Annotated in this window: 9 protein-coding genes; 2 read left to right on the forward strand and 7 right to left on the reverse strand. The window is 46.6% G+C overall.

Features of this window, described 5'->3' with window-relative positions; all coding sequences use genetic code 11:
* Positions 1 to 304: 304 nt before the first annotated feature.
* The 7 genes from V5J77_RS19810 to V5J77_RS19840 form a co-directional block, all read right to left on the reverse strand.
* Entirely contained in the window at positions 305 to 2,521 is a 2,217-nt protein-coding gene (locus tag V5J77_RS19810) for an ISL3 family transposase (protein ID WP_338552558.1), read from the reverse strand.
* 59 nt (positions 2,522 to 2,580) lie between these two features.
* The gene (locus tag V5J77_RS19815) at positions 2,581 to 3,141 is read right to left on the reverse strand and encodes a hypothetical protein (protein ID WP_338552559.1); all 561 of its coding nucleotides are present in this window, start codon (positions 3,139 to 3,141) and stop codon (positions 2,581 to 2,583) included.
* Between the two features lie 745 nt (positions 3,142 to 3,886).
* Entirely contained in the window at positions 3,887 to 5,833 is a 1,947-nt protein-coding gene (locus V5J77_RS19820) for a GBS Bsp-like repeat-containing protein (RefSeq protein ID WP_338552560.1), read from the reverse strand.
* A 343-nt stretch (positions 5,834 to 6,176) separates the two neighbouring features.
* The gene (locus tag V5J77_RS19825) at positions 6,177 to 7,457 is read right to left on the reverse strand and encodes a class II aldolase/adducin family protein (RefSeq protein ID WP_338552561.1); all 1,281 of its coding nucleotides are present in this window, start codon (positions 7,455 to 7,457) and stop codon (positions 6,177 to 6,179) included.
* Between the two features lie 200 nt (positions 7,458 to 7,657).
* Positions 7,658 to 9,076 (reverse strand): NAD-dependent malic enzyme, encoded by a 1,419-nt coding sequence (locus V5J77_RS19830; RefSeq protein WP_338552562.1) that lies wholly within the window; start codon positions 9,074 to 9,076, stop codon positions 7,658 to 7,660.
* Positions 9,077 to 9,181: 105 nt separating this feature from the next.
* Entirely contained in the window at positions 9,182 to 10,129 is a 948-nt protein-coding gene (locus V5J77_RS19835; RefSeq protein WP_338552563.1) for a response regulator, read from the reverse strand.
* On the reverse strand, positions 10,126 to 11,718 hold the full coding sequence (locus V5J77_RS19840; RefSeq protein WP_338552564.1) for a sensor histidine kinase: 1,593 nt from the start codon (positions 11,716 to 11,718) through the stop codon (positions 10,126 to 10,128). Before V5J77_RS19840 ends, V5J77_RS19835 begins: the two co-directional genes overlap by 4 nt.
* Before the next feature lie 119 nt (positions 11,719 to 11,837).
* Here V5J77_RS19840 and V5J77_RS19845 point away from each other — a divergent pair, with 119 nt between their 5' ends.
* Both V5J77_RS19845 and V5J77_RS19850 read left to right on the forward strand, forming a co-directional pair.
* Positions 11,838 to 12,878 (forward strand): DctP family TRAP transporter solute-binding subunit, encoded by a 1,041-nt coding sequence (locus V5J77_RS19845; RefSeq protein WP_338552565.1) that lies wholly within the window; start codon positions 11,838 to 11,840, stop codon positions 12,876 to 12,878.
* 115 nt (positions 12,879 to 12,993) lie between these two features.
* Positions 12,994 to 14,322: a dicarboxylate/amino acid:cation symporter gene (locus V5J77_RS19850; protein ID WP_338552566.1), complete on the forward strand. Its 1,329-nt coding sequence runs from the start codon at positions 12,994 to 12,996 to the stop codon at positions 14,320 to 14,322.
* The last annotated feature ends 32 nt before the right edge of the window (positions 14,323 to 14,354 follow it).

Raw genomic sequence — 14,354 nt, forward strand, 5'->3', positions numbered from 1 at the left:
CCTCAAGTGAGCGAACTTACTTTTGGGACAGCCCCCAATATCTTGTAAGTCTTTGCTGACTAGACGCTCCTACCTATATCTCGGTCAGCTTCTATTTGAAGTTCTATCGTTTTAGATCCCATGTATTTTCGTGCAGTCTCGAGAATCGCTCTGTCATTCCCGAGTATTTCCAGTACCGTAACTGAAAAATTGTGGCTCTTCGCTCAATTGAGTGGCTAACACCGAATTATTTAGATTCATAGTGTCGCTTAGATGTGAGAGTTTCTTTAAAATCTGGTAGAATGGAAAAGGGGAACTGACGAGTTTAGCTCCTACGTGCTGCGAGTGCTGGAAGTCGTGTTTTATTAGCGGTCATGTAAGCCATAGAAATCAAGTTATTCACGTTCCGGTAACCGCGTGCCTTTCGTTTTGAGGCTTGAACAAGTCCATTAATCCCTTCAAGCAAACCGTTGGTCATCTTACTGTGAAACCATCGAAGTATGCCCTCTTCATGCGTTTTAATGGTTTTTGCAAGTTTAATCATCGGCTCAAGTTGAGATCGTCTTGCCCAACCGATCCATTCACGGAGATACACATCAGCAAGTAGATGAGGCGTCGTCCATAAGTCTTGCATCGCGAGCTTTAAGCGATACGCTCTGCCTGTCTTCAAGTTACTGTCCTTCAGACATTGCAGCTCTTCCTTCTGTTCTGCCTTTAAATTGGCTTCATTCTTCAACCAGAGATATTTCGTTTTCTTGAGCTGAGGAGCTTCTTTTTGTTCCGATCTTCGAACATCATCAACGGCTTCATTGACCAATTTCATGACATGAAATTTATCGAAAGTCAGTTCTGCTTGTGGGAACTGCTCTTCAATACCGCTTATGAATGAGACGGACATATCGCTGCAAAACTCCTGTATTTGTGCAGGTTCTACACCTTTATCCAGCAGATGGCTGTGAAAGCGCGCAATGGTATCTTTCCCTTTGCCTTCCGTTGCAAACAGCACTAGCTTGGTATCGACATCTACAAATAGTGTGATGTAACGATGACCGCGGCGTGAAGAAGTTTCATCCACGGCTATTCGTTTCACTTTCGACAAATCCAAATCTGTCATCGCTTTATTCACGTAGTAACGAAAGATCCGCCACATACGAGTATCGTGTTCTCGAAGCTCACGGGCGGCGGCATTCACAGGCATTTCCGCCATCAGACGCATGGCCCAGGCTTCAAAATACAGCGTAAAGTGCGATTTCGGGCGAGACCACGGGGCAGGGACGAGCAGTATTTTGCCGCAATTCGTGCACTCTGTTCTTGGAACTCTGGCATGGATATAGGTTTTCCAATTCCAGAAATCAAGATGCCGCCAATGTTTAAACGTGTAGTGGTTTGCTCCGCCTTCCGCATACCCGCCAATATTCACTTTATTGCCCACACTTACAGGACGTCTGCTTGACGCTGCCGCAAAATCCTTTAATGTTTGCTTCACTCCATCTATGTAAAGTTCGACATTGGCCGAGGATATTTCTCCGTTATAAAATATGGCTGCTACATGTACCCATCGGTTTTTCAACGCTGCTGATGGTGCCCCCATAATATCCCCGTTGAATATATTAAATCCAAACATGCCTGCGGCTAAATACAAATCATATCCTGGATACCATGCAAACGGCATCACAGCATCTGTACCATCCCAGTACATCCAAAATTCAACGGTATTCTTTCCACCTGCTGCTATGTTGACCCCGTTACTTGAGAGCTCTAGTACCTGATCCCCGTTAAATTGCTTAGATTCTAGCGGACTGTCAGACAAGACCCATTCTCCCACAAGCCCCTGCTCATTTCCTGCTAGCTTGCGATACATGTTGGATTGAAATTGACCTACAGACAACCCCGTATTCCATATTCGCATATTGGACAGCTTCCCTTTAAACGTGTAAAGATTAGTTGCTCCTTCTGCATACCCGCCAATATTCACTTTATTACCTACACTTACAGGACGTCTGCTTGATGCTGCCGCAAAATCCCTTAATGTTTGCTTCACTCCATCTATGTAGAGTTCGACATTGGTTGGGTTTATTTCTCCGTTATAAAATACCGCTGCTACATGCACCCATCGGTTTTTCAATGTTGCTGACGGCACTCCCATAATATCTCCGTTGAATATATTAAATCCCAACATGCCCCCGGCTAAATACAAATCATATCCTGGATACCATGCAAACGGCATCACAGCATCTGTACCATCCCAATACATCCAAAATTCGACGGTGTTTTTTCCACCTGCTGCTGTGTTGACACCATTACTTGAGAGCTCTAACACTTGATTTCCGCTAAATTGCTTTGATTCTATCGGGCTTTCGAACAAAACCCATTCTCCCACTAGTCCCTGCTCGTTTCCTGCAAGCCTGCGATACATATTAGATTGAATTTGATCAGCAGAGGGCCCTTTATTCCATATTCGCATATTAGACAGCTTGCCTTTAAACGTGTAGTGGTTCGTTCCTCCTTCTGTATATCCGCCAATATTCACTTTATCGCTCACACTTACAGGACGTCTGCTTGATGTTGCCGCAAAATCCCTTAATGTTTGCTTCACTCCATCTATGTAGTGGCTGGAGATATTTCTCCGTTATAAAATACGGCTGCTACATGCACCCATCGGTTTTTCAAGGTTGCCGACGGTACTCCCATAATATCTCCGTTGAATATATTAAATCCGAACATGCCCCCGGCTAAATACAAATCATATCCTGGATACCATGCAAACGGCATCGCAGCCTCTGTACCATCCCAGTACATCCAAAATTCGACGGTGTTTTTACCACCTGCTGCTGTATTGACACCGTTACTTGAGAGTTCTAGTACTTGATTCCCATTATATGCAAGACTATTGGTAGGACTCATTACAACATTCTTTTTTTGAAGCAAATTCCCATTCGCATCATAGTTATGTTTCATAAACTGTCCTGTTGGTAAATGAATGTAATCAAGTAAACCATTATTACCATATATATATTTAGTTCCTGATTTAATAGCAGGCTGACCTTGGGAAGCTTGAAGATCAATTGAAGTGGCATAAATACTTCCAACCGAATAATACTGACCTAACATTGCCAATATACATATACTTATTAACATTTTGTAGACATATAATTTGTTCACTACTCTGCTCCTTTTATATTAATCCTGTTACCGTTAATTAACTAAAATAATGACATAATGAATCCCTTCAATACTCTAAAAGACCCAACAATAAATATACCATTCTCCATTTCTATATTTCACTAAGATATTTTGTCGGATTTTAAATTTAAATGTCGAAAAATTAGAAACAAAAGGTTATCAACACTGATTTTAATGAAATTTCAGATGTTTTCTACAACTTTTAATGAGAGTACAATAAAATGCACATAAAAAAGCCCAGGGCCAATTGTTATGCAGGAGGAGGTCAAATCCCCTACACAAAATTAGCTATGGACTAGAAACATGCTAAATAAACATCATTCAATCTGTTTTTACGGTAATTTACTTTGTATTAACTCAATATTATCTATATCCAAATAAGCCTTTTCCGCACCAACAACTGCAAACCTGTTTTTAACAAATTTCGTAGTTGCTTTGGTTGTAAAATTAACAGAACTTCTATGCGACTGCCCAATTTCCATTTAAAAATTTTGTCGAATGATAGGCCAACTGAGTACCATTAAATCAAATTCAATGATTCCAAGTACAAGCATTAAGTCCATACCTCATATCTGCAAAAACGGCATAACTTTGTAAGCCCCTTACCGGTATCCATTCTGAATCTGCATATTGGTATGAGGCTGCATCACCCGTTCCATTATAAAGACGATAAATATTTTCACCTTCCTTAGGCTCCTTTTATAATTATGTCAGCCTAATTTCATTACTTTACTATTACAATGCCGTTTTCGATCCCCAAATTATTACCAGCAGCATCATACGTATAAACATGTGTAATATAGCTGCCTTTTTCATTATTATGTTGATTAAATGGAATCCACACTTTCCATGTACCTTGTGCTACCTTTTCTCCTTCATTCCACACTAAATCATCTTGCCCATTCAAAGTAGTCCACGTCGGAAAACGAACTCTTGTTACACGATCCCCCACACCGTCTATATAAATCTCATACCCGCCTGCTGTTAAATTTACTTCTTTTGGAATTCGCAAGCTAGTTGTATGCTTAACCGTTGTGCTGTTAATTTTCCAAAGTACATTATCCACATAAATATTTGTTGTATATAAACCAATCCCAACATGTTCACTGAACGGAATAGTCACCTTCCATACCCCGGCTTGAATCTTGGTCCCCTCATTAAAAATAGCATTCTGATCCTTCACTGACCATGTAGAGAACTTTACACTTGTTGCTGCAGTATCAATGCCATAAGCAATAATGTCATAAGAAGCATTGGAACTACTTGTTTCTACCGAAGCTGCCACACCTTCCTTCACTTCAACTGTACGATTGGCAATCCCCAATTTGTTACCAACAGCATCATACGTATAAATATGTGTAATATAACTACCTTTTTCATAATTGTGCTCACTGAACGGAATCCACACTTTCCATGTACCTTCAGCTACTTTTTCTCCTTCGCTCCATACTAAATCATCTTGTCCATTCAAATTTGTCCATGTTGGGAACCTAACTTTCTTAACCCGTTCTCCTACCCCATCTACATACACCTCATAACCACCCGCCGCAAGACTAACCTCAGATGGAATTCGGATACTGGTCGTATGCTTGACCGTTGTAGTACTTAATTTCCAGAATGTATTCCCAACATAAATATGTGTTGTATATAGACCAATTCCAACATGTTGACTCAGTGGAATAGTTGCTTTCCAAACACCATTTTGAATTTTTTCACCCTCATGCCACACCTGGCCCTGATCCTGTGTTGACCATGTAGGGAACCTCACAGATGTTGCTCCAACATCTACCCCATAAGCAATAATGTCATAAGAAGCATTGGAACTACTCGTTTCTTCAGGGGCTGCTACGCCTTCCGTCACTTCAACAGTAAAATTAGCAATCCCCAATTTGTTACCAACGGTATCATACGTATAAATATGAGTAACATAGCTACCTTTTTCATAATTGTGCTCATTAAATGGTATCCACACTTTCCATGTGCCTTGCGAAACCTTTACGCCCTCACTCCATACCAAATCATCTTGTCCATTTAGAATTGTCCACGTGGGGAATTGAACTTTGGTTACTCTATCGCCTACTCCGTCTACATACACCTCATAACCCTTTGCTGTCAGACTAGGTTTAGTTGGAATTCGGATACTGGTCGTGTGCTTGACTATTGTATTGCTTGAATTCCAAAGTGTATTTCCTACATAAATATCTGTCGAATAAAGACCAATCCCAACATGCTCACTGAAAGGTACTATGATTTTCCAGATACCCTCTATCACTTTCTCCCCTTCTCTCCAAACTGGCACAGGATCCTGCGAGGTCGACGTTTTAAAACGAACATTTGTCGCATTCGAATCAATGCCATTTACAATAATTTCATAGGACACATTAGAATAACTAGTCTCTTGAGGTGCCAATATAGAAGATACTTCTGTTTTACTTTTAGAAATCAAATTACCAGCAGCATCATAATTATAAGAAATTTTATATTGTTTATTACCATCCGTTGTATATATAGCTATTAATCTATTGGAATCATCATACTCATAATAATACGAAGCCGCATAAATAGAATTTTGATAAACAAATAAAATAGCAATAGCTACAATCAAGCTTATAACAAATTTAAAATTTCTCTGTCTATCCCTTTGATAGACTATTTGAATAAAATTCAACATTTTAAAACCCTCCAAGTAAAATAATAAAAACATCAATAAACTGCTTATTACGCAAATACTTCATAATGCTTCTTTTTATACTTCAATTTGTCTCACAAAAAAATTTACAGCTCATATGTGCCCCCTGCTTACTTCACATCTGACTATTATTGAATAAACAATTTTTCACGTAACTTATAATTTAACATAAATTAGATCTTTGTAAAAGTTTAGATTTATAATTTAATCTCTTTAGGATTTAAGAATACGCTCCCTTAATCTAAAGCTATAAAAAAAAGCCCACCCCGTAAAATTACGGACTGGGCAATAACTACCATATTTTGTATTTTTACCAATAATCCTGTTACTTCAACCCAAATGCCTGCTCCAGCTCCACAATCCGCGACTGCTCCATATGCACTATCGCCCCAATATTTTTCGCTGAAATCGTTGCTTTCGCGCTGTATTCGGCGACCTCCAGACGGTCGAAGGCGTTCAGCAGGCTTTGCCCGGTGACGATGACGCAGTCATTTTCGGCAATGACGATCGGCGTATTCTCCTGAAAAAGCTGTGCCGCCTCCTGCGGCTTCGTATACAATTCTCCATACGGCAGCTTAGGAATATTCCGCAGCAAAATATAGCTTTCCGGGATCGTCCGCGAATCCAGCAGCTCCGCTGTCACAGCAAACGCCATAATGTTAGGCGGATGGGCAATAATAACCGAGTTCACATGCCGCTGCGTCTCATAAATATGCTGGTGAAACTGCACCGAGCGGCTAGGCACCTTGCCTGCCTCTTTCTTCCCGCCGTCGATGCGCACGAGATCCGCTGGCTCCACATATTTACGGTCCTGATCATACGGCGTAATAATGAAGGAATTTTCACCGACCCGATGGGAAAAGGTCCCCTGCGTGCTCGTAAACAGCCGCTGATCGTAAGAACGCTTAATGAGCTTGCACATTTCCCGCCGTGCTTCCTTCTCCTCACTGCTGTAAAAGTCAGGTACAAACTCCTCCAGCAGCACCTCGCGCGTATCCGCCAGCTGCTCGGCTGCCAGCGTTATTGGCGTCCCGATCCGATTTGCCTGTATCTCCATCCGCGCGCAATATTCAAGCGTCTCGAATCTTTGAAAGGCTTCGAATAAATCGCCGCCGCCCACCACGACGCCGTGATTTTCCAGCATAATCGTGTTCAAGCCCTCGCTGAATACATCCGCTATATTTTCACCCAGCTCCGCGCTTCCCGGCAAGCCGTATTTCGCCATGCCCACCTCGCCGCAGATCAAATAGTCATTCGGCAGCAGGCGGACATTGGGCACTTTACGCACCATGCTGAACGCCACAAGCGCTGGTGGATGAGCATGAACAACCGTTCGAATATCCGGCCTTCTGCGATAAATCATCTGATGAAACGGGTATTCGCTCGATGGCCTATGATTGCCTGCAATCGTACCGTCCGCCTTCACACAAACGATGTCCTGCCGCGTCAGCTCACCCTTATCCATTCCCGCAGGCGTAATCCAAAGATCGCCATTATCGTCCAAAAGCGATAAATTGCCCCCTGACGTCGTCGTCATGCCATAGCCGTAAATGCGCTCCATCATCATAACCAGCTGATCAGAAGGATGTAATAAGGTAAATTCCATTTGCGCGTCCCCCTTTTTCGTATTCAACATCTTTGTTTATATTGTATTACTTTTGTTTGTTTTTGAAAGTGATTTTTCTAACATGACAAAAAAAGAATGCCCCAGGCCCGTAGCTAGCCTCGAAGCATTCCCCTTTTTCAACCTTCTCAATAATCCATATATTCCCTTATTTTATTTCCTGCGCTCTCGCCATATGCAAGCTAAAGCTTGCGCTCCCGTCTGCGGGCAACGCCAGAGGCATACGCCGCTTCAATAACCGCCTCTTTGACACGATCTGCCACATGCGGATTAAATATGCTTGGAATGATGTAATATTCATTCAGCTCATCCTCGGTAACTACCGCAGCAATCGCCTCGGCGGCAGCCAGCTTCATCTCCTCTGTCACCCGCGACGCCCGGCAGTCCAATACACCGCGGAACAATCCGGGGAAGCATAGAACATTATTAATCTGATTCGGATAATCCGACCGCCCCGTCGCAATGACACGCACAAGGCCTTCCGCTTCCTCCGGCGTTATTTCCGGCGTTGGATTTGCCATTGCGAACACAATGGCATCCTTCGCCATTTTGCGGACATCATCCGCCTTAAGCACGCCCGGCCCCGATACGCCGATAAAAATATCTGCGCCCGCAATGACTTCACTCAGCTTGCCCTGCTCCCGGTTCGGATTCGTATGCTCCGCATACCAGCTCCACGCTTCATGCGCGTAGCTATTGCCAGCGACGAGCGCACCCTCACGATCAACTCCGATGATGTTCCGCACACCTGCCGCTAGCAAAATCTTCGTGCAGGCAATGCCTGCCGCCCCAACGCCGCAAAGCACAACCTTGCAATCTGCAAGCTGCTTGCCAGCAAGCTTGACTGCATTAATAAGACCTGCAAGCAGCACGACCGCTGTGCCATGCTGGTCATCGTGGAATACCGGAATGTCCAGCTCCTCAATGAGACGCCTCTCAATTTCGAAGCAGCGCGGCGACGATATATCTTCGAGATTAATGCCGCCGAAAGTAGGGGCAATGCGCTTAATGGTCGCAATTATTTCTTCCGTATCCTGTGTATCGAGGCAGATCGGGAAGGCATCGACTCCTGCGAGCTGCTTAAACAGCATCGCCTTGCCCTCCATGACTGGCATCGCCGCGAGCGGCCCGATGTTGCCAAGCCCTAATACGGCTGTTCCGTCCGATACGACGGCTATCGTATTTCTTTTTATCGTGAGCGAGTGTGCCCGCTTTGGGCTTTCATGTATAGCCATGCAAATATTCGCCACGCCCGGCGTGTACACCCGCGACAGATCATCGCGTGTTTTAATCGTCATTTTCGGTGTTACTTCGATTTTACCGCCAAGATGCATAAGGAAGGTCTGGTCTGACACCTGCAGCACCTTTACGCCTGGCGACTTATTTAATACGCTTACAATTAGTTCTTTGCGCTGCGTATCCGTAATATTGACCGTCACATCACGAATCGTCGATGCTTTGCTTGTCCCGCTTACGTCCACAGCTACTATGTCGCCGCCCGCCTCACCAATTGCCGTAGCAATCCGGCCGAAGGTTGACGTTTCCTTGTCCATCTCCAAACGCAATACGATATTCGTGCTTCCCGTTGCCGGCACCGCCATCCTGACCACACTCCCTTTGCAAACGCTTAAGCGCTTGCTTATTTGCCTTCATGATAACGGTTCCATGAAAACGTGGGAAGCTTTTGACCATATTGTTGGTTTTGGTCATTTTGGTCTTTGCTGCAATACATAGCGATTGATGGGACGCCCAACCCCGCCATAGTTGATTTCCAGCAACACATAACCGCTCTTCTCCAAAAAATCCAAATAGCGCCTCGCCGTTACTCTTGCTATACCGATTTTCTCGGCTGCTTCCTCCGCCGAAACCCCGCCCTCCAGGCGATGCATGACCTCGATAATTTGCCGCAACGTAGCCGCATTAAGTCCTTTCGGCAGGCTGCTTTGCTGCTCATCCAGCCCAAGAAATCCGGCTTGCCCTGCTGCCCTTACTGGCCTTGCTTGTCCTGCTTGTCCTGCTTGTCCTGCTTGTCCTGCTTGTCCTGCTTGTCCTGCTTGTCCTGCTTGTCCTGTTTGTTCACCTCGTCCAACTTGTCCTAGCGGCCCAATCTGTCCTGTTTGTCCAGCCTGTCCCGTTTCCTGCTGCCCACTGCCACGCTTCTGCCCCTGCCCCCCGTTTTCCCCACTGAGCAGCATACGATCCAGCTCCTCTTGGGTAACAGCCTTTTCTTCCGCCAAGCCCTCATGGCGGTCGCGGTAACGCTCCAAGGTTTGGCGAATCCGCTCCAGCTTAAAGGGCTTAATAATATAATCCATCGCGCCCCCGCGCAGCATTTCGCGAATCGTCTCAGGGTCTTTCGCCGCTGTTACGACAATAACATCAACAGGCATTGCCGCCGACCGCAGCTCCCGCAGCGCCGCCATCCCGTCTAGTGCTGGCATAAATACGTCAAGAAACACCAAATCCGGTGCAAGCTCACGGATGAGGCGCAGGCCCTCCAGCCCATTCCCCGCAATGCCCACGACCTGAAATCCGTCTACCTGCTCAACAAACTGGCGATTAACCTCCTGCACCATAGGATCATCTTCGATAAGCACCACTTTGAAAAAGCTTCCGTCCTGTCCTTTGCTCATATCCTCCGCCTTCACATTCATCCGCCAGCCCCTCCCATCGGAAATGTTAGCTCAATAGCCGTACCGCTTCCTGGCTCTGACTCAATACGCAGCTTCCCATCGCCCTTATCGACGATGCTGCCAACCAAATACAGTCCAATACCGCGATTGTCGCTGCCTTTCGTCGTATAGCCCCGTTCAAAAATACGCGACTGCACCTCAAGTGGCATGCCGCAGCCATTATCTTCAACAAGTATAGACAGCAATTCTTCATCCTGCTCCATACTAACATAAATTTCCTTTTCATTGCGCGTTACTTGCGCCAGCGCATCAAAAGCATTTTCAATCAAATTGCCGATAAGCAGCACTATATCATGCTGATCCAGCATGACGGGAAATTGCTTTACCTCCATATGAGGATCAAGCTTAACCTGAATGCCCAGCTCCTTGCCCCGGCTGATTTTGCCAAGCAGCAGGCCTGCTAGGCTGTCATCCGCAATATGCTGATGCAGAAACTGCGTCAGCTCCTCCTGCTGGCCGGAAATATCGTATACATATTGCAGTGCCTGCTCTTTTTTATCCAATTGAAGCAGTCCGGCAATCGTGTGCAGCTTGTTGCTATGCTCATGATTTTGTACCCGCAGCGCATCGACGAACTCTCGCACACCCGTCAACTCCTCTGCTATGCGGGTTACCTCGGTCCGATCTTGAAAAATCGCAATCGCGCCGATCATCTTTCCCTGCTCAAGAATTGGAATGCGGTTGCTCCAGATCAGCGTTTTGCCTACGCGCAGCTCTTGATTAAAAACAGGGCGCTCCAGCTCCATAATTTCGGGCAGCCGTGTATCCGGCAGCACCTCCCTAATCGGCAATCCAACTACGTCGCGGGATACGCTGAAAATCTGCTTCGCCCGCTCATTAAAAATCGTGATCAGCTCCGATCTGTCAATCGCAATGACCCCTTCGTGCATCGCCTGGAAGGCCGCTGTGCGCTCCCCATACATACGCGCAATTTCATGCGGCTCCAAATTGTACATTTGCCGTTTAATATGCCGAGCAAGCAGCGCTGAACCGAATATCCCAAATAATAAAGCAATCAGCAGCGTAAGTGCAATCGAGCTTTTCTGCTCCTCGATAAGCTTCGCCAGTCCCGGCAGCAGCCCGCCCGCCACGACGACGCCTACCTGCTGATGGGCTTCATTCAAAATGGGGACATAAGCGCGCAACGCAACGCCCGCCTCCCCCTTCACCTTCGACATATAGGTGTGCTCGGCAAACGCGGCATCCGCATCCGATGAATGAAACTTGCCGCCGATCCTTGCCGCTAATGGATGAGATAGCCTCGTCCGGTTCATATCCAGAACGACGACATAAGCCACATTATTAATCATGCGGATATTGTCCGCCACAGGCGCAATCCAGCTTGCGCTATCTGGTTCATTGATCTGATTTTTAATGGATGGCAGCTCGGCAACGGTTCGGGCTGTAATTAGCAGCCGCTGCTTAAGCTCATCCTCCTTCATGCGGGTGACGCTTCCAATGACGACAATGCCGCCGATAAGCAGCGAGAGGAGAACGAGTCCGAATGACAGCAAGATCATTTTCCAATAAATTCGCAGATGGCTGAGCATCGCTTCTCCTCCCTGTTGCTTCGTTTACGTTTTTTCTCTATTGTGAAATAATAAGGGTAAAATAGCAACTGCGGCAAACGCTGCTAATCTGGCGGGTAGGGAAGGAGAGTGGTTTAAAAATGAAAACCACAATCGGTATGATCAGCTTTATTGCTGTCGGCTTGCTGGCAGCCATTTTGTTCGGCTTTCGTCCCGAGGCAACTCGTAACCTGCCCTTTGATGAAGAACAAACGGGACTGACGGATAGAATCGTCATTAAGTTCAGCCATGTGGTCGCGGAAAATACACCGAAGGGACTGGCGGCTACCCATTTCGCCAAGCTCGTCAAGGAAAAGACGAAGGAAGCCGTTGAAATTCAAATATTTCCAAACGGCATGCTGTATACCGAGGATACCGAGGTCGCAGCGCTCAAGCGTGGAGATATTCAAATGATCGCACCCTCCTTTTCCAATCTAAGCGCCGTCGATTCCGCCTGGCTCGTTATGGACCTGCCCTTTGCTTTTTCCGATCAGCAGGCAGTGGATAAGGCGCTTGCAGGGGAGCTTGGCACGCTTTTAGCTGCTGCGATGGAGAAGCATCATATAAAAAGCGTTGCCTTTTGGAGCAATGGCTTCAAGCAAATGACGAACAGCATTCGTCCACTGCGGGTTCCAGAAGATTTTGCAGGGCTGAAATTCCGCATGCTGCCGAGCGATGTCGTCATCAGCCAATTTCAAGCGCTTGGCGCCACTACAGAGAAAATCCCCTTTAACCAAGTATTTGCAAGCTTAAAAAAAGGCATCGTCAATGGACAGGAAAATACGATTTCCAATATTTTTACGAAGCAGCTGTTCCAGACGCAGCATTATATGACGATTAGCAATCACGGCTATCTCGGCTATGGCGTAATGTTTAACGAAAGCTTTTGGGATGAGCTCCCCCCGAGCATTCAGGCCGAGCTGCAAAGCGCGCTTACAGAAACGACCGAGTGGATGATGCGGAACACAGCGGCCATGCAGGAGCAGCAGCTTGGTCAGCTCAAGCAATTGAAGGATATTGACATTCATACGCTGACCCCGCAGGAGCGGGAGCAATGGGTGCGGGCTTTTCTGCCGATTTATGACCAATACCGCGATAGGATCGGGGAAGCGCTGATGAAGGAAATCACGCGACCAAAATAACCAAAACGAACAATATGACCGTATGCTTGTGACAGAGGCTCTCCTTCTTTTACAATGAGGACGCAAACAAAATTAAAGCGTTTTCATTTTGATAAAAGAAAGTGGGGCCCTCCTCATGAAGCTGAAATTCAACCTGAAAAACCTAACCGTCCAAGTCGTGTGTGCGATCATTATTGGTATTTTATTTGGCCATTACTTCCCGGAGCTTGGCGAGAAAATGAAGGTGCTTGCCGATGGATTCATTAAGCTGATCAAAATGGTTATTGCTCCCATCGTCTTTTTCACCGTCGTGAACGGCATTGCCAATATGGGCGATATGAAAAAAGTCGGCCGCATCGGCGGCAAGGCGCTGCTCTATTTTGAAATTGTGACGACGCTAGCGCTTGCGATTGGCCTCATCGTCGTCAATTTGGTGAAGCCGGGCGCAGGCATTGATGCCAGCAAAGCCAGCGGCGACATTACGAAGTACACCGACGCTGCTGCTCAGTCCAGCCACAGTATGGTGGATTTTATACTCGGCATTATTCCGGATAACGTCATTTCGGCCATGGCTGGCGGCGATTTGCTGCCGATACTCTTATTCGCAATTTTGTTCGGCTTGTCGCTTACGGCGATGGGACAATCGGCAAAACCAGTTACCCAGCTGTTTGACAAGCTGTCGCATGGCTTTTTCGGCATCGTCAATATGATCATGAAGCTTTCGCCGCTTGCTGCTTTCGGCGCTATGTCCTACACCATCGGCAAGTTCGGCATTGGCTCGCTGACCTCGCTCGGCAAGCTGATGGGCTCCGTCTATATTACGATGGCGCTGTTCATCATCCTTGTGCTCGGCTCGATTGCCCGCTTTTATGGCTTTAGCATTTTCAGCTTTATCCGGTATATCAAGGATGAAATTTTCCTTGTGCTTGGCACTTCGTCCTCCGAATCGGCGCTGCCGCGCATGATGGATAAGCTAGAAAAATACGGCTGCTCCAAGCCCGTCGTTGGACTTGTGGTTCCAACCGGGTACTCGTTCAACCTTGACGGTACGGCGATTTATTTGTCCATGGCCGCGATGTTCGTCGCTCAGGCCTCCGGCGTTGAGATGTCGCTCTGGCAGCAGCTTACGCTGCTCGGCGTACTGATGCTGACGTCCAAGGGAGCCGCAGGCGTTACAGGCTCCGGGTTTATTACGCTGGCTGCGACGCTTGCCGCATTCCCGAGCATTCCCGTTGCTGGCATGGCGCTGCTGCTCGGCGTTGACCGCTTCATGTCTGAGGCTCGCGCCATCACGAACCTGATCGGCAACGGCGTCGCAACCGTCGTCGTCGCCAAGATGGAAAATGAATTTCATCCAGGCGGTACACCGGATGCAGCTGTGGCTGCGAAAGCCGAACCCACTCCTTCGGCTGCAAGCACAAGCCTCGCTGGATCACTCGTTAAGCCTGCTGCGGAGCAGTCTTAAGCTCGGCACAGCTAGCTTACGTAGTAAAACAT

Source organism: Paenibacillus sp. KS-LC4 (genome assembly GCF_036894955.1).
Lineage (GTDB): Bacteria > Bacillota > Bacilli > Paenibacillales > Paenibacillaceae > Pristimantibacillus.